This is a genomic window from Actinocorallia sp. B10E7 (assembly GCF_039871655.1).
Lineage (GTDB): Bacteria > Actinomycetota > Actinomycetes > Streptosporangiales > Streptosporangiaceae > Actinocorallia.
Genome location: NZ_JBDPLZ010000004.1, coordinates 26,618 through 45,318, shown reverse-complemented (window position 1 = coordinate 45,318; position 18,701 = coordinate 26,618). Strand labels below are relative to the sequence as shown.

Annotated in this window: 18 protein-coding genes; 9 read left to right on the top strand and 9 right to left on the bottom strand. The window is 70.1% G+C overall.

Going from position 1 to position 18,701, the window contains the following annotated elements; genetic code table 11:
* Positions 1-28: 28 nt before the first annotated feature.
* Positions 29-2,089, top strand: a complete 2,061-nt coding sequence (locus ABGB12_RS14100; protein ID WP_347677831.1) for a RecQ family ATP-dependent DNA helicase — start codon at positions 29-31, stop codon at positions 2,087-2,089.
* 51 nt (positions 2,090-2,140) lie between these two features.
* On the opposite strand, the gene ABGB12_RS14095 is transcribed toward ABGB12_RS14100, so the two are convergent.
* From ABGB12_RS14095 to ABGB12_RS14075, 5 genes are all read right to left on the bottom strand, one after another.
* On the bottom strand, positions 2,141-2,770 hold the full coding sequence (locus ABGB12_RS14095; protein WP_347677829.1) for a hypothetical protein: 630 nt from the start codon (positions 2,768-2,770) through the stop codon (positions 2,141-2,143).
* A 149-nt stretch (positions 2,771-2,919) separates the two neighbouring features.
* Entirely contained in the window at positions 2,920-3,531 is a 612-nt protein-coding gene (locus ABGB12_RS14090; RefSeq protein ID WP_347677827.1) for a response regulator transcription factor, read from the bottom strand.
* Positions 3,528-4,658 (bottom strand): sensor histidine kinase, encoded by a 1,131-nt coding sequence (locus ABGB12_RS14085; RefSeq protein WP_347677825.1) that lies wholly within the window; start codon positions 4,656-4,658, stop codon positions 3,528-3,530. The genes ABGB12_RS14090 and ABGB12_RS14085 overlap by 4 nt, the downstream gene beginning before the upstream one ends.
* A gap of 209 nt (positions 4,659-4,867) precedes the next feature.
* Complete coding sequence (locus ABGB12_RS14080; protein ID WP_347677823.1) at positions 4,868-5,434, bottom strand: ATP-binding cassette domain-containing protein; 567 nt, start codon at positions 5,432-5,434, stop codon at positions 4,868-4,870.
* A 120-nt stretch (positions 5,435-5,554) separates the two neighbouring features.
* A complete protein-coding gene (locus ABGB12_RS14075; RefSeq protein WP_347677821.1) occupies positions 5,555-6,703 on the bottom strand; it encodes an alpha-hydroxy-acid oxidizing protein in 1,149 nt (382 codons plus the stop codon).
* 52 nt (positions 6,704-6,755) lie between these two features.
* Here ABGB12_RS14075 and ABGB12_RS14070 point away from each other — a divergent pair, with 52 nt between their 5' ends.
* Positions 6,756-9,227 carry a DNA topoisomerase IV subunit A gene (locus tag ABGB12_RS14070; protein ID WP_347677819.1) on the top strand — a complete coding sequence of 824 codons (2,472 nt, stop codon included), beginning with the start codon at positions 6,756-6,758 and terminating at the stop codon, positions 9,225-9,227.
* A 184-nt stretch (positions 9,228-9,411) separates the two neighbouring features.
* Here the strand turns inward: ABGB12_RS14070 and def are convergent, their stop codons facing one another.
* Positions 9,412-9,963, bottom strand: a complete 552-nt coding sequence (def, locus tag ABGB12_RS14065) for a peptide deformylase (protein ID WP_347677817.1) — start codon at positions 9,961-9,963, stop codon at positions 9,412-9,414.
* Positions 9,964-10,008: 45 nt separating this feature from the next.
* On the opposite strand from def, the gene ABGB12_RS14060 reads away from it, so the two are divergent.
* The 3 genes from ABGB12_RS14060 (at position 10,009) to ABGB12_RS14050 (ending at position 11,855) form a co-directional block, all read left to right on the top strand.
* The gene (locus ABGB12_RS14060) at positions 10,009-10,560 is read left to right on the top strand and encodes a helix-turn-helix domain-containing protein (RefSeq protein WP_347677815.1); all 552 of its coding nucleotides are present in this window, start codon (positions 10,009-10,011) and stop codon (positions 10,558-10,560) included.
* Between the two features lie 217 nt (positions 10,561-10,777).
* A complete protein-coding gene (locus ABGB12_RS14055; protein WP_347677813.1) occupies positions 10,778-11,104 on the top strand; it encodes a hypothetical protein in 327 nt (108 codons plus the stop codon).
* Between the two features lie 523 nt (positions 11,105-11,627).
* Complete coding sequence (locus ABGB12_RS14050; protein WP_347677811.1) at positions 11,628-11,855, top strand: hypothetical protein; 228 nt, start codon at positions 11,628-11,630, stop codon at positions 11,853-11,855.
* A 137-nt stretch (positions 11,856-11,992) separates the two neighbouring features.
* Here ABGB12_RS14050 and ABGB12_RS14045 read toward each other — a convergent pair whose 3' ends face one another.
* Positions 11,993-12,355: a nuclear transport factor 2 family protein gene (locus tag ABGB12_RS14045; RefSeq protein ID WP_347677809.1), complete on the bottom strand. Its 363-nt coding sequence runs from the start codon at positions 12,353-12,355 to the stop codon at positions 11,993-11,995.
* Between the two features lie 92 nt (positions 12,356-12,447).
* Between ABGB12_RS14045 and ABGB12_RS14040 the strand changes: the two genes are divergently transcribed.
* On the top strand, positions 12,448-13,014 hold the full coding sequence (locus ABGB12_RS14040; protein WP_347677807.1) for a thioredoxin family protein: 567 nt from the start codon (positions 12,448-12,450) through the stop codon (positions 13,012-13,014).
* Positions 13,015-13,020: 6 nt separating this feature from the next.
* On the opposite strand, the gene ABGB12_RS14035 is transcribed toward ABGB12_RS14040, so the two are convergent.
* Positions 13,021-15,102 carry a DNA topoisomerase IV subunit B gene (locus tag ABGB12_RS14035; RefSeq protein WP_347677805.1) on the bottom strand — a complete coding sequence of 694 codons (2,082 nt, stop codon included), beginning with the start codon at positions 15,100-15,102 and terminating at the stop codon, positions 13,021-13,023.
* Positions 15,103-15,511: 409 nt separating this feature from the next.
* Between ABGB12_RS14035 and ABGB12_RS14030 the strand changes: the two genes are divergently transcribed.
* From ABGB12_RS14030 to ABGB12_RS14020, 3 genes are all read left to right on the top strand, one after another.
* Positions 15,512-16,453 (top strand): alpha/beta hydrolase, encoded by a 942-nt coding sequence (locus tag ABGB12_RS14030; RefSeq protein ID WP_347677803.1) that lies wholly within the window; start codon positions 15,512-15,514, stop codon positions 16,451-16,453.
* A 132-nt stretch (positions 16,454-16,585) separates the two neighbouring features.
* Complete coding sequence (locus tag ABGB12_RS14025; protein WP_347677801.1) at positions 16,586-16,813, top strand: hypothetical protein; 228 nt, start codon at positions 16,586-16,588, stop codon at positions 16,811-16,813.
* A gap of 124 nt (positions 16,814-16,937) precedes the next feature.
* The gene (locus ABGB12_RS14020) at positions 16,938-17,678 is read left to right on the top strand and encodes a peroxide stress protein YaaA (protein WP_347677799.1); all 741 of its coding nucleotides are present in this window, start codon (positions 16,938-16,940) and stop codon (positions 17,676-17,678) included.
* 7 nt (positions 17,679-17,685) lie between these two features.
* Here the strand turns inward: ABGB12_RS14020 and ABGB12_RS14015 are convergent, their stop codons facing one another.
* Positions 17,686-18,672 carry a hypothetical protein gene (locus ABGB12_RS14015; RefSeq protein ID WP_347677797.1) on the bottom strand — a complete coding sequence of 329 codons (987 nt, stop codon included), beginning with the start codon at positions 18,670-18,672 and terminating at the stop codon, positions 17,686-17,688.
* Positions 18,673-18,701: the final 29 nt, after the last annotated feature.

The window sequence follows — 18,701 nt, the reverse complement described above, 5'->3', positions numbered from 1 at the left end:
CGTCGGCCGGCGGTGATAGTGATGGGGCATGGACTTGCGGACGGAAGCCGAACGGTGCCTGCGGGCGCTGGCGGGAGAGCACGCCCGGTTGCGGGAGGACCAGTGGACGGCGATCGCCGCCCTGGTGGAGGAGCGGCGCCGCGCCCTGGTCGTGCAGCGCACCGGCTGGGGCAAGTCCGCCGTCTACTTCGTGGCCACCGCGCTGCTGCGGGCGCGCGGCGCGGGCCCGACGGTGATCGTCTCTCCGCTGCTGGCGCTGATGCGCAACCAGATCGACGCCGCGGCCCGCGCGGGTATCGCCGCCCGGACGATCAACTCGGCCAATCCAGAGGACTGGCGGCAGGTCTACGCCGAGGTCGCGGCGGGCGCCGTCGACGTTCTGCTGGTCAGCCCCGAACGGCTGAACAACCCGGAGTTCCGCGATCAGGTGCTGCCCGAGCTCGCCGCGACGGCGGGCCTGGTCGTGGTCGACGAGGCGCACTGCATCTCCGACTGGGGCCATGACTTCCGGCCGGACTACCGGCGGCTGCGCACCCTGTTCGGGGAACTGCCCGCGGGCGTCCCGGTGCTCGCGACGACGGCCACCGCCAACTCCCGGGTCACCACCGACGTGGCCGAGCAGCTCGGCGAGGGCACCTTGGTGCTGCGCGGCACGCTGGAACGCGACTCGCTGCGCCTGGCCGTGGTCCGGCTGAGAACCGCCGAGGAGCGGCTGGCCTGGTTGTGCGAGCGGCTGGAGGAGCTGCCGGGCTCGGGGATCGTCTACACCCTGACGGTCGCCGCCGCCCACGAGGTCGCCGCGATGCTGCGGGACAGGGGTTTCGCGGTGGCCGCCTACTCGGGCCAGACCGAGCCCGCCGAACGACTGCAGGCCGAACAGGACCTCCTGGACAACAAGCTCAAGGCGCTGGTGGCCACCAGCGCCCTGGGCATGGGTTTCGACAAGCCGGATCTGGGATTCATCGTCCACTTGGGCGCGCCTTCCTCCCCTGTCGCCTACTACCAGCAGATCGGCAGGGCCGGCCGTGGTGTCGAACGGGCCGAGGTGATCCTGCTGCCCGGCCCGGAGGACCGGGACATCTGGTCCTACTTCGCCTCGCTGGCCTTCCCGCCCGAGCCCGTCGTCCGGAACGTGCTGGCGGAGCTCGGTGAACGCCCCCTGTCGACGGCCGCCCTCGAGCCGCGGGTCGACCTGTCCCGCAACCGCCTGGAGATGATGCTCAAGGTCCTCGACGTGGACGGCGTGGTCCGCAGGGTCAAGGGCGGCTGGGTCGCCACCGGCGAGCCCTGGGAGTACGACGCCGACCGCTACGCCCGGGTCCAGGCCGCCCGCGAGCACGAGCAGCAGGCGATGCTCGACTACCAGAGCACCTCCGAGTGCCGGATGCTCTTCCTCCGCCGCTGCCTGGACGATTCCGCCGCCGAACCCTGCGGCCGCTGCGACAACTGCACCGGCGAGCACTGGCCGTCCGAGCCCTCCGCCAAGGCCGTCACCCGGGCCAGGGAACGCATGGCCCGCCCCGGCGTCGAGCTCGCGCCGCGCCGCATGTGGCCCACCGGCCTCAAAGACGAACTCGGCCTTTCAGGGCGTATTCCCCCGGCGTTGCAGGCCGAGCCCGGCCGCGCCCTGGGCCGTCTCACCGACATCGGCTGGGGCTCGCGCCTGCGCGCCCTGCTCGCCGACGGCTCCCCCGACCAGCCCGTCCCCGAGGAGATCGCCGCCGCGGTCGTCCAGGTGCTCGCCGCCTGGGACTGGCCCGAACGCCCCGTCGCGGTCGTCTCGATCGCCTCCCGCACCCGCCCCCTCCTCGTCTCCAGCCTCGCCGAGCACATCTCCCGGGTCGGCCGCCTCCCCTACCCTGGCGCCCTCGTCTCCCAGGGCCCGCCCTCACCGCCCCAGCACAACAGCGCCCAGCGCCTGCGCACCGTCCTGCGCTCCCTCACCCTCGACTTCCCCGTCCCCCCGGGCCCCGTCCTGCTCGTCGACGACCGCTCCGACTCCGGCTGGACCCTCACCGTCGCGGCCAAGCTCCTGCGCGAGGCCGGTGCCACCGCCGTCCTCCCCCTCGTCCTGGCCGTGCCCACCTGACTTCCCCCCGGAAAGGAGTTCTCCCGCAAAGCCGCCTGGACCCGGAGACGATCACAGCTCCTGGCGGACAGGTTCGGGCTGGACCGCGGAAATGCCGGCCTGCGGACGACGGCGAAAAGCGGTGAGGAGGCCTGCGGTGACGGCGCCCAGGAGACCGAGGGCCTCGTCGCCGAGGGTGTCGCGGTAGATGCCGACGGATTCAGGGGTGTCGAGGATGAAAGCACCGTATTCGGCGATCTCCCAGGCGATGGCGGCGATGGCGCCGACGCCCGCCACCAGCAGGACGGTCACCCAGCGGGGCAGGGCGGGGCCGCGCAGGAGCGCCGCGCCCGCGGCGCCGCCGAGCAGCGCCCAGTTGCCGAAGTGGCAGGCGTCGTCGAACCAGCTCACCGAGTCGTACAGGTCGAGGGCGTTACCCGCGACGTCGATGACGAAGGGTGCGGTGAGCAGGGCGTCGACGTCCCAGGGGAACGGACCGGCCCGGCCGAGCCGGCGCCGGACCAGCCAGATCGCGGGCACGAGCAGCGCGGCGAGCGGGTAGGCGACGGCACGGGCGCCCATGGCCTTGTCGGCGAAACGGTCCCACTCGGGGAAGACCAGCGCCAAGACCAGCAGCGCGGCCAGTACGACTTTGAGGAGGATCGCGGTGTGACGCCAGAAAGCGCGGTGTGCCAGTTCCATACGATGCAGCCTGCGCCATCGGCCCTCCCCCGGCCAAGGGGCGGAGTACTCAGCCTCGGAGGCGGATTACTCAATCCGGAACCGGAGCTCTGGCGAAGGGCTCTTCCTTCCGGCCGCGGACCTGAGCGCGGTCGGCCGCGCGGCCGGGATCACAGCCAGCCGCGGTCCCGGGCGGACTGGACGGCGGCGTGGCGGTTGTCGACGCCCAGCTTGGTGACGGCGGAGGAGAGGTAGTTGCGGACGGTGCCTTCGGAGAGGCCGAGGGCACGGGCGATGCGGCTGACGGGGGAGCCTCCGGCGGCGGCGCGCAGGGCGTCGAGCTCACGGGGGGTGAGGGGGCACTCCTCGGCGGCGAGGGCGTCGGCGGCGAGCTGGGGGTCGATGTAGCGGGCCCCGTCGTGGACCTGCCTGATGACCTCGGCGAGGCGGGAGCCGGGGGTGTCCTTGCCGAGGAAGCCGCGGACGCCCGCGGCCATGGCGCGGCGGAGGTTGCCGGGACGGCCGTGGCCGGTGACGATCACGACACGGCAGGACGGCAGTGCGGCGGACAGGCGCTCGGCGGCGGACAGGCCGTCCAGCCCCGGCATGTCGATGTCGAGGATCGCCACGTCCGGGCGGTGCGCCAGAGCCCGGTCGACCGCCTCGTCGCCGCGCCCGACGTCCGCGACGACCTCGATGCCGTCCTCGGTGCCCAGCAGCAGTGCCAGCGCCTCCCGGACGAGATGGTGGTCGTCGGCGAGCAACACCCTGATCGCGGTCAACGCCCCTCCTTCTGTCCCGCGACGGCCTCGGCCAGCGGGACGGTCGCCAGCACCTGGAACGTACCGTCCGCGATCAGCCCGGACTGCAGCCGCCCGCCCACCGCGGCGAGCCGCTCCCGCAGCCCGGCCAGCCCGCTGCCGGCCCCCTCGGAGCGGCGGGCCCCGTCGTTCACGATCTCCAGCCGGGCGTCCGCTCCGTCGGTGCGCAGGGTCATGCTGCACCGGGTGGCCCCGCTGTGGCGCAGCACGTTCGTGACGGCCTCGCGCGCGACCCAGCCCAGCGTCTCGTGCACGTGCCGGGGCAGCCGGTCGGGCAGCGGCGGCGTCTCGCAGGAGATCCCCGCCGCGCGCAGCACGGCCGTCGCCCCGTCCAGCTCCGTGCGCAGCGACGTGACGCGATACCCCCGCACCACGTCGCGCACCTCCTGGACGGCTCCTCGCGCCATCCGCTGGATCTCCGCCAGCTCCTTGGCCACCCGTTCCGGATCGCGGGTGAGTAGCCGCTCCGCCAGCTCCGCCCGCAGGGCCACGGCTTGAAGGCTGTGGCCGAGCACGTCGTGCAGGTCCCGGGCGAAACGCATCCGCTCCTCCCCCACCGCACGGCGCGCCAGCTCCGCCCGGGCGTCACGCAGCTCCTTCACGGCCAGGCTCAGCCAGACCGTCGTGTACGCCGAAAGCCCGGCGACGGGGAAGCTCAGCGCCAGCAGCACCGCCTGCGGCCCGTTCGCCCCCGCCAGCATCGCGACCGCCGACGCCAGCAGGGCCGCGCCTCCCACCAGAGGCACCGACCAGCGCTCCGGCAGGGTCACCGCGATCATCCCGGACACCGCGACCATCGCCGAGAGCCAGGCGACTCCGAGCAGCAGCGGCAGGGGGAAGCACACCAGCGCGATCACCCCGAGCACGACACGGCTGCCCGGCGTGATCTCCCTCCGCGCGGACTGCCACATCAGCCGCCCCTGCAGGCTCGCGACGAGCAGCGCCGCCATCGTCCCCACGACGAACCGCCACGGCTCGCCTCCGGCGGCCTCGATGACCCCCTGCGAGAAGAGTCCGCATGTGGCGACGGTCGACAGGAGCACCACGAACGTGACGATCGTCATCTCGCCGGGAAGCCTGGGCTGCATCGACCACCTCCTCGTCCGGGGGTCCACAGCGTATGCGCTGCCCCGGCGGCCGGGGGCCGTTGTCCCGCAGAAGACGCGCGCCTGACGGCGCCCTATCCGCGGCTGAACGTGCGCTGACGCCCACTGAACGATCCACAGGAAGACGTGCGCCTGACGGCGCCCTATCCACGGCTGAACATGTGCTGGCGCGCGCTGGACGATCCGCACGCTCAAGCCGCGAGCAGGTCGACCGGCGAGTCCAGCAGCACCGTCCGATCCGCCTTCAGCGCCTCGGCGGGGCATCGGGCCGCGATGAGGACGGGGATGCCGAGGGACTTGACGAGCCTCCACACCTGCCGCGCCTCCTCGGGATCGAGCCCGGTGGCCGGCTCGTCGATCACCAGCACGTCCGGCTGGGAGATCAGCACGAGCGTCAGGTCGAACCTGCGCCGCTCCCCCGACGTCAGCCGGGAGTAAGGGACGGACTCCCGGCCCTCCAGCGCGGCCAGGGCGGTGACGGTGTCCCGGTCCAGCGGCCGTGACGACCACCTCCGCCAGGCGCCGATGATCTCGTCGAGGGTGAGCTCCCCGTAGAGCCCGCCGTCGGCCCACAGCGCCCCGACGCTCACCCGCGCCCGCTGCCGGTAGGGGTCCAGACCGCCGACCGTGATCCGCCAGCGCGCGGGGAGCCGGTCCCCGCTGACGGCCTCCAGCAGGGCGGTCGTGTCCCTGCCGCACACCGCGACCACCTCGCCCGCCCGGACGGTGAACGCGACCGGCCCCGACACCTCGATCATCCCGACCTCCTCGGCATTGCTCCTCACCTTGGCCAAGAGTGCCGCGAGCGGGGGCGGGACGGTCAGTGCCGGGCGTCAGGAACCTGTGCTGAGACTTTCACCTGAGTGCGATGACAAATGTCACGCCAGCAGGTCGCGGCCGAGCTCCCCGACCCGGCTCACGCCGCAGAGCGTCAGCGTCAGCTCCAGTTCGGCCAGCAGGCAGCGCAGGACGTGACGCACGCCCGCCTCCCCGCCGAGCCCCAGCCCGTAGGCGTACTGCCGCCCCACCAGCACGGCCTCGGCCCCCAGCGCCAGGGCCTTGGCGGCGTCTGAGCCGGTGCGGACCCCGCTGTCGAACAGCACGCTCAACCTGTCCCCGACCGTGTCGACGATCTTGGGGAGCTGGTCGAGCGCCGCGACGGCCCCGTCCACCTGGCGTCCGCCGTGGTTGGAGACGACGATCCCGTCCATGCCGGCGTGCGCGGCGCGGCGGGCGTCGTCGGGATGCTGGACTCCCTTCACGACGATCGGCCCGGCCCAGCGGCCGCGCAGCCACGCCAGGTCGTCCCAGGTCAGGGACGGGTCCCCGAAGTTGGCGACCCAGTGCAGGATCGCGTCGATGCGGTTCTCCTCCGTGATCTCCCCTCCCAGCGCGGAGAGGAAGACGGGGTCGCTGAAGTAGTTCTGCACGCCGATCCCGCGCAGGAACGGAAGGTAGGCGGTGTCGAGGTCGCGTGGACGCCACGCCAGTTTGAAGGTGTCCAGGGTGACGACGAGTGTGCTGTACCCGGCGGCCTCGGCACGCCGCAGGAAGCTCTCCGCCAGGCCCCTGTCCTTGGGCCAGTACAACTGGTACCAGCGCGGCCCGGCCGCTTCGGCGACCTCTTCCATGGTGCGCGACGCGGCCGTACTGAGAATCATGGGGACGTCCAGGGCCGCCGCGGCGCGTGCGACCGCGACCTCCCCTTCCGGGTGCAGGATCGACAGGACGCCGACGGGGGCGAGCATCACCGGGGCCGGCATCCTCGTGCCGAGGACGTTCACCGAGAGGTCGGGCCGTGAGACGTCGCGCAGCATCCGCGGCACCAGCCTCCACCGGTCGAAGGCCTCCCGGTTGGCGCGCGCGGTGGCGCCGCTCCCGGCCGCTCCGGCGACGTAGCCGAACGCCTGGGGGTCCAGCCGCTCCTCGGCCACCGCCTCCAGGGTGGAGAGGTCTGTGGGAAATTCCGGTCTTACATCCCCCAAACCCCCCAGGTAGATCTCGTTCTGGAAGTCCGAGAGGCTCATGTCTCCCCCTCCTGGTACGAAACTGTCGTCAGGACCCGCGAGAATGGCGAGCATGGCACGTCGGACTGGTCAGACTCCACCCCCGGAAGACTTCGAAGAGAACATCATCGACATCGATGTCGCCGAGGAGATGCGGGGCAGCTTCCTCGAGTACGCGTACTCGGTGATCTACTCCCGGGCGCTTCCGGACGCGCGCGACGGCCTCAAGCCGGTGCAGCGCCGCATCCTCTACTCGATGAGCACGATGGGGCTGCGGCCCGACCGCGGGCACGTCAAGTGCGCCCGGGTCGTCGGCGAGGTGATGGGCAAGCTGCACCCGCACGGCGACACCGCGATCTACGACACCATGGTCCGGATGGCCCAGCCGTGGGCGATGCGGATGCGCATGGTCGACGGCCACGGCAACTTCGGTTCCCTCGGCGGCGACGACGCGCCCGCCGCCATGCGGTACACCGAGGCCCGCATGTCGCCCGAGGCGCTCCTCATGGTCACCGGCCTGGACGAGGAGACCGTCGACTTCAGGCCCAACTACGACGGCCAGGAGCTCGAGCCCGAGGTCCTGCCGGCGGCCTTCCCCAACCTGCTGGTCAACGGCGCGGCGGGCATCGCGGTCGGCATGGCCACCAACATGGCCCCGCACAACCTCGGCGAGGTCATCGCGGCCGCCCGGCACCTGCTGAGCCACCCCGACGCCTCCCTGGACGACCTGATGAGGTTCGTCCCCGGTCCCGACCTGCCCACCGGCGGCAAGATCGTCGGCCTGAACGGCGTCCGCGACGCCTACGCGTCCGGCCGCGGCACGTTCAAGACCCGCGCCACCGTGCACATCGAGAACGTCACCCCGCGCCGCAAGGGCCTGGTCATCACCGAGCTGCCCTACAACGTGGGCCCCGAGCGGGTCGTCGCCAAGATCAAGGACCTGGTCCAGGCGAAGAAGATCCTGGGCATCGCCGACCTGAAGGACCTCACCGACCGCACCGTCGGCCTGCGCCTGGTCATCGAGATCAAGAACGGCTTCCACCCCGAGGCGGTGCTGGAGGAGCTCTACCGGCTCACGCCGATGGAGGAGACCTTCGGCATCAACAACGTCGCCCTGGTCGACGGCCAGCCCAAGACCCTCGGCCTGCGCGAGCTGCTGCAGGTCTACGTCGACCACCGCATCGAGGTCGTGCGCCGTCGCTCGCTGTACCGGCGCCGCCGCCGCGAGGAGCGCCTGCACCTGGTCGAGGGCCTCATGGTGGCCCTGCTCAACATCGACGAGATCATCCAGGTCATCCGCAGCTCCGACGACTCCGCGCAGGCCAAGTCCCGACTGATCCAGGTCTTCGAGCTGTCGGAGATCCAGGCCCAGTACATCCTGGACACCCCGCTGCGCCGGCTCACCCGCTACGACCGGCTGGAGCTGGAGAAGGAGCAGGAGACCCTCCGCAAGGAGATCGCCGCCCTCACCGAGATCCTGGAGTCGGAGAAGAAGCTGCGCTCCCTGGTGTCCAAGGAGCTCGGCGAGGTCAGCAAGAAGTTCGCCACGCCTCGCCGCACCGTGCTGCTGGAGGCCGACGGCGCGCCCAAGCCGGTGATCCCGCTGGAGGTCGAGGACGACCCCTGCCTGGTGCTGCTGTCCACCACCGGCCTGGTGGCCCGCACCACCGACGCCTCTCCCCTGCCGGACGACGGTCCCCGAGCCCCGCACGACGTGCTCCATTCGGTGATCGCCACTTCCGTGCGGTCGGAGTTCGGCGTCGTCACCTCCGCGGGACGGCTCCTCAAGGTCGAGGTGGTCGACCTCCCGCTGCTGCATCCCTCGGACGCTCCCCCCTCGCTGGCGGGCGGCGCCCCGCTGGAGGAGTACGTCACCCTCGCCGAGGACGAGCAGGCCGTGGGCCTGGCGAACCTGTCCGAGGAGGGGCCCGGCCTGGCGCTCGGCACCGAGCAGGGCGTCGTCAAGCGGGTCGCCAACGACTACCCGGCCAACCGCGAGGAGTACGAGGTCATCACCCTCAAGGAGGGCGACAGGGTCGTGGGCGCGGTCCAGTTGGAGTCCGAGGAACAGGACCTCGTCTTCATCACCGACGACACCCAGCTGCTGCGCTACCCGGCGTCCAACGTCCGTCCCCAGGGCCGTCCCGCGGGCGGCATGGCGGGCATCAAGCTCGGCCAGGACGCCAAGGTCATCTGGTTCGGCGCGGTCGACCCGTCCCGCCCCTCCGTGGTGATCACCGTTTCGGGCTCCGCCACCGCCCTGCCCGGCACCCAGGCGGGCAACGTCAAGGTCAGCGACTACGCCGACTACCCGCCGAAGGGCCGCGCCACCGGCGGCGTCCGCTCCCACCGCTTCCTGAAGGGCGAGGACGTCCTGATCGCCGCCTGGGCCGGGCCCGCCCCCGCCAGCGCCACCGACATCGCCGGCGAGCCCGTCGACCTCCCGGAGGACCTGGGCCGCCGCGACGGCTCCGGCACCCCCCTGCCCTCCCCCATCGGCGCCCTGGGCGGCTCCATCGGCCCCCGCATCGACGAGACGGGCTGACCCGCCGCGGTCTCTTCAGAGCCGGTGCCCTTCATGTCTTCGCGGAGGGGTACCGGCCGCTCCACCGGGTCGTCACTCGGGTTCGCAGCGGCTCGCATGGTGCTCTCTTTTCCCGGCCTAAGCGGCGACGAACCCCAACGGACACGAGGTGGAACCACGGCCGCGTTCGTGGCGGGACGGTGCCCTACCTCCAGCCGTAGGGGGATCCCCCGCCATGGGGGTCGAGTTTGACGCGGGGCGGGGTGGAGAACCAGGGGGCCTCGCGGATCGCGCGCAGGGCCGCCTTACGGCGGGCGGTGTCCATGCGGTCGAGGAAGAGGACGCCGTCCAGGTGGTCGGTCTCGTGCTGGAGGCAGCGGGCCAGGTGTCCTCTGCCGACGACCTGCAAGGGGCGACCGTGCATGTCGTAGCCCTTGGCCACGACGTTCTGGCGGCGTTTGGTGTCGAAGTACAGGCCGGGCATGGACAGGCAGCCTTCGGGGCCGTCCTGCTCCTCTTCGTCCGGGAAGTGAAGGACGGGGTTCACGAGATGGCCCGAGGCGTCGTCATCGTGGAACGCGAACACACGCAGGCCGACACCGAGCTGGGGCGCGGCCAGACCGGAGCCCCGCTGCTCGGTGAGGGTGTCGTCCAGGTCCTTGACGAGCTTGTGGAGCTGGGCGTCGAAGTCCACGACCTCGGCGGCGGGTGTGGTGAGCACCGGGTCTCCGAACAGGCGGACCGGCATGACGGTCATGGAGATTCCTCCTCACGGATCTTTGCAAAGCGTACACTTTGCAAAGTGAATGAAGCACGTCATCCGATGAGCGCGCACCCCGTCCGCGCAGCCCTGCTGGAGCTGATCGGCCGCGAGGGCGCAGTGACGGCCACCGACGCCGCCCGCGAACTGGGCGGCAACACCGGCCTCTACTCGTTCCACCTGCGCCGGCTCGCCGAAGCCGGGCTCGTCGAGGAGGTGCCCACCTCCGGCGGACGTGCCAAGCCCTGGCGCCTCGCCGAGGCTCCCACCGAGACCGCGACCGCGGCACCCGTCGGCCCGTCCGCTCCCTCCGACAGCGAGATCACCCTCGTCACCCGCGGCCTGGAGGACGAGAGCTACCGCCAGTGGCTCGAACAGCGCGACGAGGCACCCGAGGAATGGCGGCATGACGAGGCGTTCAGCCAGGTCGTCTACCTGACACCCGAGGAGATTGCGGGCGTCGCCGAGGTGATCCGCGCCGTCATCGCGCAATTCCGGTACCGCGAGACCACCCCGTCCACCCGGCCCGAAGCCGCCAGGCCGGTGGCCGTCATGGCACGGCTGTTCCCTCTGCTCCGACCCGGATCCGAGTGAAATCCCCACCCGAGAACCATCATCCATATCCGACTTGCTGGAAATCGGAGACTTCCCAAGCCTTTCACCAGAACTCGGAATCCTCCTTTCAATCACTTGACCCGATCTTTCTTTTGTCCTAAAAGAATCGGGAGTGACGAGGCGAATCCGACTGACTAATCTGCTTGACAGTCGGTTGTCGACAAGGGCACCCGAATACACAACGGGGGAAGACTCAATGCGATTCACCGCCCGGGCGCTCGGCGCCCTCGCCGCTGCCGGAATACTTGTCATCACCCATCCAGGAGCCGCTTTCGCCTCAGACGGATACCTCCGCATCGGCAAGAGGATATACGGAGAACCGAACAACGGCGACTGCCACGGATACAACCGAAACCTCATCAAGAACGCCACCGACGGATACGTCGCCATCTACTCCGGCTACGGATGCAAGCGTAAGATAAAGGCAGTCCTCACGCCATATTCCTACGCAATCGGCATCTCAGGCAAAAGCGTCTGCTTCTTCCAGGGCATGCCAGAAAACCGCAATGAAAAGTGCGAATAACCCGGAACAGGCAGAAAAGGAATCAAATTGAAGCCGAAGCACCCCTCAGCTATCGGTAGATAGTACAGAGCGGATGCTATGCGGCCGGATCTCGCTGGTCACCGGGGTCAGCAGAAGGCAGGGCACCGGATTCGCCATCACGCGGCGGCCGGCCATGATGGGATCCAACCTGTTCCTCATCCGCTTCCAACCGCATGACGCATTGCAGCCGTGGGGGGCCGCTGAGCTCCCCACGCTGCTGGCGGAACCGAAGGACGACGTTCCTTCGGGGACGGCCATCGCAGACATGGGCACCGGCCTCGACGAAGCTCTGGCCTGTCAGGCGACCGTCGGGGCCGCGGTCGAGCGGGTTCTGGCACCTCGACATCCCGGTCTGCAGCCATGCGCAGCGGCGGGGACGGCTCGCCCCTGGAACTGACGCCGAAAGTCCGGATGAGTGCTGACGCGTCAACACACGTGCGACGTCGCCGCCCACCCGGGCTTTCGCGCATCATGACAGGCGGCCCGGAGGCCAGGTCATCTGATGACCTCCGGGCAGCGTCTCAGCCCGAGCGCGGAAAGGTCGCCTACTCGGGCTCTGGCGGAAGTGCTCGCCACCGTCTCCGACAAGACCATCGACTGCGGCATCCTGGTGAACGCCGTCAATCCCGGCTCCGTGAACACCGGTTACCTGAACTCCGAGACCTCCGACCGCGACCAGAGCATTCTGGACGAAATCATGGCTGCGTTCCCTCAGGTGCGGCGAGCCTGACGACCCGGACCGTCTCGTCGCCTGGCCGGTCTCCGACGAGGTCCGCTGGGTCGCCAGGCAGGTCATCGACTCCGAAGGCGGTTTTCGGCGTTCCCGCCGGTGAGCCGAGAGACGGCGGGCCGACCCGGTCTGCCCGGTCAGCCCTGGATGAGGTCGTCGGGGCCCCAGTAGGCGCGCATGCTGGTCACCTTGCCCTCGTCGTCGAAGGTGAAGGCGTCGATCACGAAGATCTTCATGCCGGGCATCTCGACGGTGAAGGCCATGGCGGCCGACGAGCCGTGGGAGCCGCGGATGGGGCCCTCGAGGATGAGCTTGGCGCCGGCGCCCACGGCGTTGCGGTAGAACTCGGCGATCTCCTCGCCGCGCTTCTCTGGGGTGCCGACCGGGTCCTCGACGACGGCGTTCTCGGCGAAGAGGGCGATGACGGACTCGGCGTCGCCCTTGGCGAAACCGTCGACGTAGGCCTGGAGGGCCACTTTCATCTGCTCCTGGCTCGGCATGGGGTCTCCTTTCGAGGGGTGGATCTGCAGGCTACCAAGCGTTAGAGCAAACGATCTCGAGCGGGGACGGGACCCGATGACACCATGGGGGCATGGCCATTTCCTCGTTCCTCGTCCCGCTGGGGACTCCCGCCCCGGACTTCACGCTGCCCGCGACCGACGGAACACCGGTTTCTCCGGGCGACTTCGCCGACGCGCCGGCGCTGCTCGTGGTCTTCCTCTCCAACCATTGCCCTTACGTCCGGCGTGTCGAGAACGCCCTCGGGGCTCTGACCGCCGAGTACGCCGCCAAAGGACTGGCGACGATCGGGATCGGCTCCAACGACGTGCAGAACTATCCGGACGATTCCCCGTCCAACCTGGCACAGCAGGCCGAGCGGGCCGGTTTCGCCTTCCCGTACCTGTACGACGAGTCCCAGGACGTGGCCCGCGCCTACCGTGCGGCCTGCACACCCGACTTCTTCCTGTACGGAGCCGACCGGAAGCTCGCCTACCGGGGCGAGTTCGACGGCGCCCGGCCGTCCAACGACGTCCCGGCGGACGGCGCGAGCCTGCGCGCCGCCCTCGACCTCGTCCTGGCGGACAGGCCCGTGCCCGAACCGCACAACCCCAGCCTGGGCTGCGGCATCAAGTGGCGGCCCGACCCGCTCGAGGACTGACGCGGCTCAGGTGTCGATGCGGCTCTCGTCGATCTCCGAGGCGCCGGCGATGATGAACTGGCGGCGCGGCGGCACCTCGCTGCCCATGAGCAGGTCGAACATGCGGTCGGCCTCGGCGGCGTCCTCGATGCGGATGCGGCGCAGGGTGCGGTGGCGCGGGTCCATGGTCGTCTCGGCCAGCTGGTCGGCGTCCATCTCGCCCAGGCCCTTGTAGCGCTGCGGGGGTTCCTTCCAGCGCACGCCCTTGCGCTCCAGTTCCACCAGCTTGCGGCGCATCTCGGCGTCGGAGTAGCAGTAGATGTACTTCTCCTGGCCCCGCTTGGGGTTGATCAGCTGGATGCGGTGCAGGGGCGGGACCGCGGCGTAGACCCGGCCCGCCTCGATCATCGGCCGCATGTAGCGGTGCAGCAGGGTCAGCAGCAGACAGCGGATGTGCGCGCCGTCGACGTCCGCGTCGGCCATCAGGATGATCTTGCCGTAGCGGGCGGTCTCCACGTCGAACGTGCGGCCCGAGCCGGCCCCGACCACCTGGATGATCGCCGCGCACTCGGCGTTCTTCAGCATGTCGGCGACCGACGACTTCTGCACGTTGAGGATCTTGCCGCGGATCGGCAGCAGCGCCTGGAACTCGGAGTTGCGGGCCAGCTTGGCGGTGCCCAGCGCCGAGTCCCCCTCGACGATGAACAGCTCGCTGCGGTCGTCGGTGGTGCGGCAGTCCACCAGCTTGGCCGGCAGCGCCGAGGACTCCAGCGCGGTCTTGCGCCGCTGGGTGTCGCGCTGGGTGCGGGCCGCGATGCGGGCCTTGGCCGCCGCGACGATCTTCTCCAGGACGGTGCGCAGCTGCTGTTTCTGCGCCCGGCCCGGGTTGTCGAAGATCTCCTTGAGCTGCTTTCCGACGACCTGGTTGACGATGCGGTTGGCGTCGGAGGTGCCCAGGATCTCCTTGGTCTGCCCCTCGAACTGCGGCTCGGGCAACCGGACCGTCACCACGGCCGTCAGGCCCTCGAGGATGTCGTCCTTGACGACGTTGTCGTCGCTGTTGCGCAGCAGCTTGACCGCCCGCAGCTGCTCGTTGATCACGCGCAGCAGCGCCTTGTCGAAGCCCTGTACGTGGGTGCCGTGCTTGGGGGTGGCGATGACGTTGACGAAGCTGCGGACCGTGGTCTCGTAGCCCGTTCCCCAGCGCAGGGCGACGTCCACCTCCAGGTCGCGTTCGATGTCGGTGGGCACCAGGTGGCCCAGGTCGTCCAGGACCGGCACGGTCTCGGTGAAGTGGCCCCGGCCCTGGATGCGCAGGACGTCGCAGATCGGCGGGTCGGTGGCCAGGAAGGTGGTGAACTCGCTGATGCCGCCGTCGAACCGGAACCGCTCGTGCAGCGGCTGCTCGGGGCGCTCGTCGGTGACGGAGATCTCCAGCCCCGGGACCAGGAACGCCGTCTGGCGCATCCGGTCGAGCACCAGGTCGGTGGAGATCGTGGCGTCCTTGAGGAAGATCTGGAAGTCCGGCCAGAACCGCACCCTGGTGCCGGTGCGGGTGCGGGGGATCTCGGCGCCCTCGCGCACGCCCGACTTCTTGCGGAACGAGGCGGTGGGGCCCTCGCCGGAGAAGACGCCGGGGAGGCCGCGCCGGAAGGAGATGTGGTGGGTGTTCCCCGATCTGTCCACCTCGACGTCCAGCCTGGCCGACAGCGCATTGACCACCGACGCGCCCACGCCGTGCAGACCGCCCGAGGCGGTGTAGGAGACCCCGCCGAACTTGCCGCCCGCGTGCAGCCGCGTCATCACCAGTTCGACGCCGGGCAGCTTGGTCTTGGGCTCCAGGTCCACCGGGATGCCGCGCCCGTTGTCGGCCACCGAGCAGGAGCCGTCGGCGTGCAGCACCACCGCGATCTTCGTGCAGTACCCGGCGAGCGCCTCGTCCACGCAGTTGTCGACGATCTCCCACAGACAGTGGATCAGGCCTCTGCTGTCGGTGGAGCCGATGTACATGCCGGGCCGCTTTCGCACGGCCTCGAGCCCCTCCAGCACCGACAGGTGCCGGGCGGAGTACCCGGTCGCGTCCACGTTTTCCTCGACAGCGGTGGTCAACGGTGCTCCTCAACACATTCGAACATGCTTTGCAGTGTTCGTCGCAAGACTGTACCCCGTCGGACGGACACAGGAGCGTCTGAACGGGGCTCAAGGCGCATCCGATACGGGGCTCATGGCATACCCGGCGGGCTCCGGCGCTTTCGTCCTACGTTGCACCCTATGGCCATCGCACGTTTCAAGGACCTGTGCATCGACGCCCTCGACCCCGTTCTCCTCGGAGGCCTCTGAGCCAAGGCCGTCCGAAGACGGACACCACGAACTGCGGGACGTTCCAGGAACCCCCTTCTCCATGGCCTTCCGAGCCTCTCGGGGCCCAAGGGAGTTCTGCGCCTTCCTCCCCTGAGGCCCGCCTTCCCGGACTCTGTGATGATGGTCTAGACCGCTCACCCCCCGGAAGGACGAGCCCGTGGCCCTCGATCCGCTCTCCCAGAAGATCGTCGACGTGATGAGCGCCGGTTTCCCCAGGTTCGGTGAAACGGTGTTCGACGCCGCCGAGGCACGGGCCCGCCTCGCGGCCCTGCCGAAGGCCGAGGTCCCCCGGACCCCGGTCGCCCGGGTCGAGGACCGGACGGTCCCCGGTGCCGCCGGGCCGATCCCGGTCCGCCTGTACTGGCCCGGCGAGGACGAGCACGGCCTGCCGATCGTCGTCTTCTTCCACGGAGGCGGCTTCGTGCTCGGCGACCTCGACGGCCACGACGCCATGGCCCGCGACCTGTGCGCGGGCGCCGGCGTGATCGTGCTCTCCGTCGACTACAGGCTCGCCCCCGAGCATCCCTGCCCGGCCGCGGCCGACGACGCCTACTCCGCGCTGCTGTGGGCCCACGAGAACGCCGCGTCGCTCGGCGGCGACCCCGCCAGGATCGGCGTCGCCGGGGACAGCGCGGGCGGCAACCTGGCCGCGGTGACGTGCCTGCGCAGCCGGGACGAGAAGGGCCCTGCCATCTCCCACCAACTGTTGATCTACCCCGTGCTGGACTCCGCCCAGAACACCGCCTCCTACTCCGTCCACGCCGAGGACGGGTTCCTCACCGCCAAGGCGATGGCCTGGTTCTGGGAGCAGTACCTGGGCCCGGCGGGCGACGGAGGTCACCCGTACGTCTCCCCGCTGCGCGCCCCCGACCTGTCCGGGCTTCCCCCGGCCTGCGTGATCACCGCCGAGCACGACCCGCTCCGTGACGAGGGCGAGGCCTACGCCATACGGCTCGCCGAGTACGGGGTCGGCGCCGAAGTCCACCGTTTCGACGGCGCCTTCCACGGCTTCCTGTCCGTGAGCCATATCCTCGGATACGCCCGCGAGGCCCTGAGTCTCGCCGCTTCAGCCCAGCGCAAAGCACTGGGCATGGAGTGATCATCAATGGGTGTGACCTGGGTCACGTCCCGGGGCGTTCTGCTGTCGGCGTAGCGGAAGAGGTTTTGGGAACGCCCAGGTCGGGTTAGATGTTCTCCTAAGTACCGACCCCCGAGTACAGAGGAAGGTGCCGTGACTGGAACCCTTGCCCCGACCAAGCCGCTCACCGCGCAGGACCGCTGCGACCGTTGTGGGGCCCAGGCGTATGTTCGCGCGACTCTCTCCGGTGGCGCCGACCTGCTGTTCTGCGCTCACCACGGCCGCAAGTACGCGGAATCGCTCCGCGCTTCGGGGGCTGAGATCTACGACGAAACCGACAAGCTAACCGAGAACCGGCTCCGCGGCGAGGACCACGCTTGACCGCTCCGACCTCGTAACGAAGAGTGACGATGGAGGGTCGCCCCTGAGGGGCGGCCCTCCATCGCCTGTTCCCAAGCCGTCGACTTCACCTCTCACCAGGACCGGAGCCCGGCATAATCACCGGGTGCTCATCCTGCTTCCCCCCTCCGAGGGCAAGGCCTCCGCCGCCGACGGCCCCCGCCTCGACCTGGGATCCCTCTCCCGTCCCGTTCTGACGCCCGTACGGGAGCACGTGCTCCAAGCCCTCATCGACCTCTGCCGGGGCCCGGAGAAGACGGCTCTGGAGGTCCTGGGCCTCTCCGAAGGACAGAAGGACGCCCTGGCCCGCAACCGGGAACTGCGCGAGGCCCCCGTCCTGCCGGCCCGCGAGCTCTACACGGGCGTCCTGTACGACCACCTTCGCCTGAACGAGCTCGACGACGCCGCGCGCGCCAAAGTGGTGATCTTCTCAGGGCTGTGGGGGGTGCTGGGCGCGGACGATCACGTGCCGCCCTACCGGCTGGCGATGGGAGTGAGACTGCCGCCTTCGGGGGCGCTGGCGAGCGTGTGGCGTCCCGCCCTGACGGAGGCGCTCGAGCCCTCCGGGCTGGTCGTCGACATGCGCTCCGCACCGTACGCGGCCGCGTGGAAACGGCCCTCCGTGGGCGTACGGGTGCTGAGGGAGCGGGTCGTCGACGGCGCCGTCAAGCGCTCGGTGGTGAGCCACATGGCCAAGGCCACCCGCGGATCCATCGCCCGCGACCTGCTGGCGCACGGAATCGAGGCGCGCACCCAGGAGGAGCTGGCCAAGGCGCTGGGGGAACTCGGCCACACGGTGGAGTCGAACCGAATTGGAACGATTGAAGTAATTATCAGCGACGAGTGATGCTCGGTCAGTGATCGATGATGTTGAGGTGCTTACACGCCTTGACGTACTGATCGGTCTCGTTGCCGCCCAGGTAGGTCCACGGCAGCGAGGAGGGCCGGCCCTGGGTGCGCAGTAGGTGGTTGCGGGCCGGGCGGCGGGCGTCGGCCAGGTGGAAGGCCGCGCCGAAGAGGTTGTGCGCCTCCAGCGTCCGGGGATGCGGGCGGTGGCCTTCGTGCCAGCCTCTGGCCGCGGCCTCGACGTCCCGGATCTCCTCCACGCTGAACCACGAGGACGAGCCCTTGATCAGCCCGGAACGTTCCTGGACGAAATACTCGAAGTAGGCGAGCGGCACCAGTGCGGCCCTGGGGTCCTCCCGGCTCGACATGCTCATCGCCACCCGGGCGAAGTCGAACATCTCCTCGGCGAGCCCGCCCCACTGGGGCGAGAGGCTGATGACCCGGGCGACGTGCGCCCCGTAGAGGGTGGGCCAGCGTTCGGACGCCCGTCTCCAGAGCGTTTCCTTGTCCGCGGCGTCGGTGTCCAGGCCCAGCGCCAGCCACTGCATGGACTCCCAGGGCACCGGATCGTCCTTGAACAGCTCCGAAGCCGTCTTCAGCGGCTCCCTCGCGTTGTGCAGCGCCTTGGTGAAGGCCTGGTAGCCCCCGGCCTGCTGCGACCGGGAGCGGGCGGCGGGACGGATCCGCCAGGCCTCCTCGATCAAGGTGCGGCCCAGCCAGAGGTGCAGGTCGGGGTTGTGGGGATCGGTGGCCAGCAGCGCCTCGATGCCCTTGCTCAGGCCGACTGCGGCCTTGGCCAGGTACTCGACGCGGAGCGAGCGCAGCTCGAAATCGGTTCGGGTCTCCCAGAGGACTGGGATCGCGACTCTCAGGTAGCGTTCGCGGACGGCGTCGCAGGCCCGGTCCAGTGCCGGGTCCCGCCAGGGACGCCCGCTGATCACGCGTGCCGCGCGGGGGCGGTGGCCACCCGTCGTCAGCACCCGGTCAACCTCCATCACTCCCATGTTCTGGAGAGTAGGGAAGG

Excerpts from the sequence above, each read along its gene's own strand:
- ABGB12_RS14100 (WP_347677831.1), top strand. The coding sequence starts at position 29 with ATGGACTTGCGGACGGAAGCCGAACGGTGCCTGCGGGCGCTGGCGGGA.
- ABGB12_RS14095 (WP_347677829.1), bottom strand. The coding sequence starts at position 2,770 with ATGGAACTGGCACACCGCGCTTTCTGGCGTCACACCGCGATCCTCCTC.
- ABGB12_RS14085 (WP_347677825.1), bottom strand. The coding sequence starts at position 4,658 with ATGCAGCCCAGGCTTCCCGGCGAGATGACGATCGTCACGTTCGTGGTG.
- ABGB12_RS14080 (WP_347677823.1), bottom strand. The coding sequence starts at position 5,434 with ATGATCGAGGTGTCGGGGCCGGTCGCGTTCACCGTCCGGGCGGGCGAG.
- ABGB12_RS14075 (WP_347677821.1), bottom strand. The coding sequence starts at position 6,703 with ATGAGCCTCTCGGACTTCCAGAACGAGATCTACCTGGGGGGTTTGGGG.
- ABGB12_RS14070 (WP_347677819.1), top strand. The coding sequence starts at position 6,756 with ATGGCACGTCGGACTGGTCAGACTCCACCCCCGGAAGACTTCGAAGAG.
- def (WP_347677817.1), bottom strand. The coding sequence starts at position 9,963 with ATGACCGTCATGCCGGTCCGCCTGTTCGGAGACCCGGTGCTCACCACA.
- ABGB12_RS14055 (WP_347677813.1), top strand. The coding sequence starts at position 10,778 with ATGCGATTCACCGCCCGGGCGCTCGGCGCCCTCGCCGCTGCCGGAATA.
- ABGB12_RS14050 (WP_347677811.1), top strand. The coding sequence starts at position 11,628 with ATGACCTCCGGGCAGCGTCTCAGCCCGAGCGCGGAAAGGTCGCCTACT.
- ABGB12_RS14045 (WP_347677809.1), bottom strand. The coding sequence starts at position 12,355 with ATGCCGAGCCAGGAGCAGATGAAAGTGGCCCTCCAGGCCTACGTCGAC.
- ABGB12_RS14040 (WP_347677807.1), top strand. The coding sequence starts at position 12,448 with ATGGCCATTTCCTCGTTCCTCGTCCCGCTGGGGACTCCCGCCCCGGAC.
- ABGB12_RS14015 (WP_347677797.1), bottom strand. The coding sequence starts at position 18,672 with ATGGAGGTTGACCGGGTGCTGACGACGGGTGGCCACCGCCCCCGCGCG.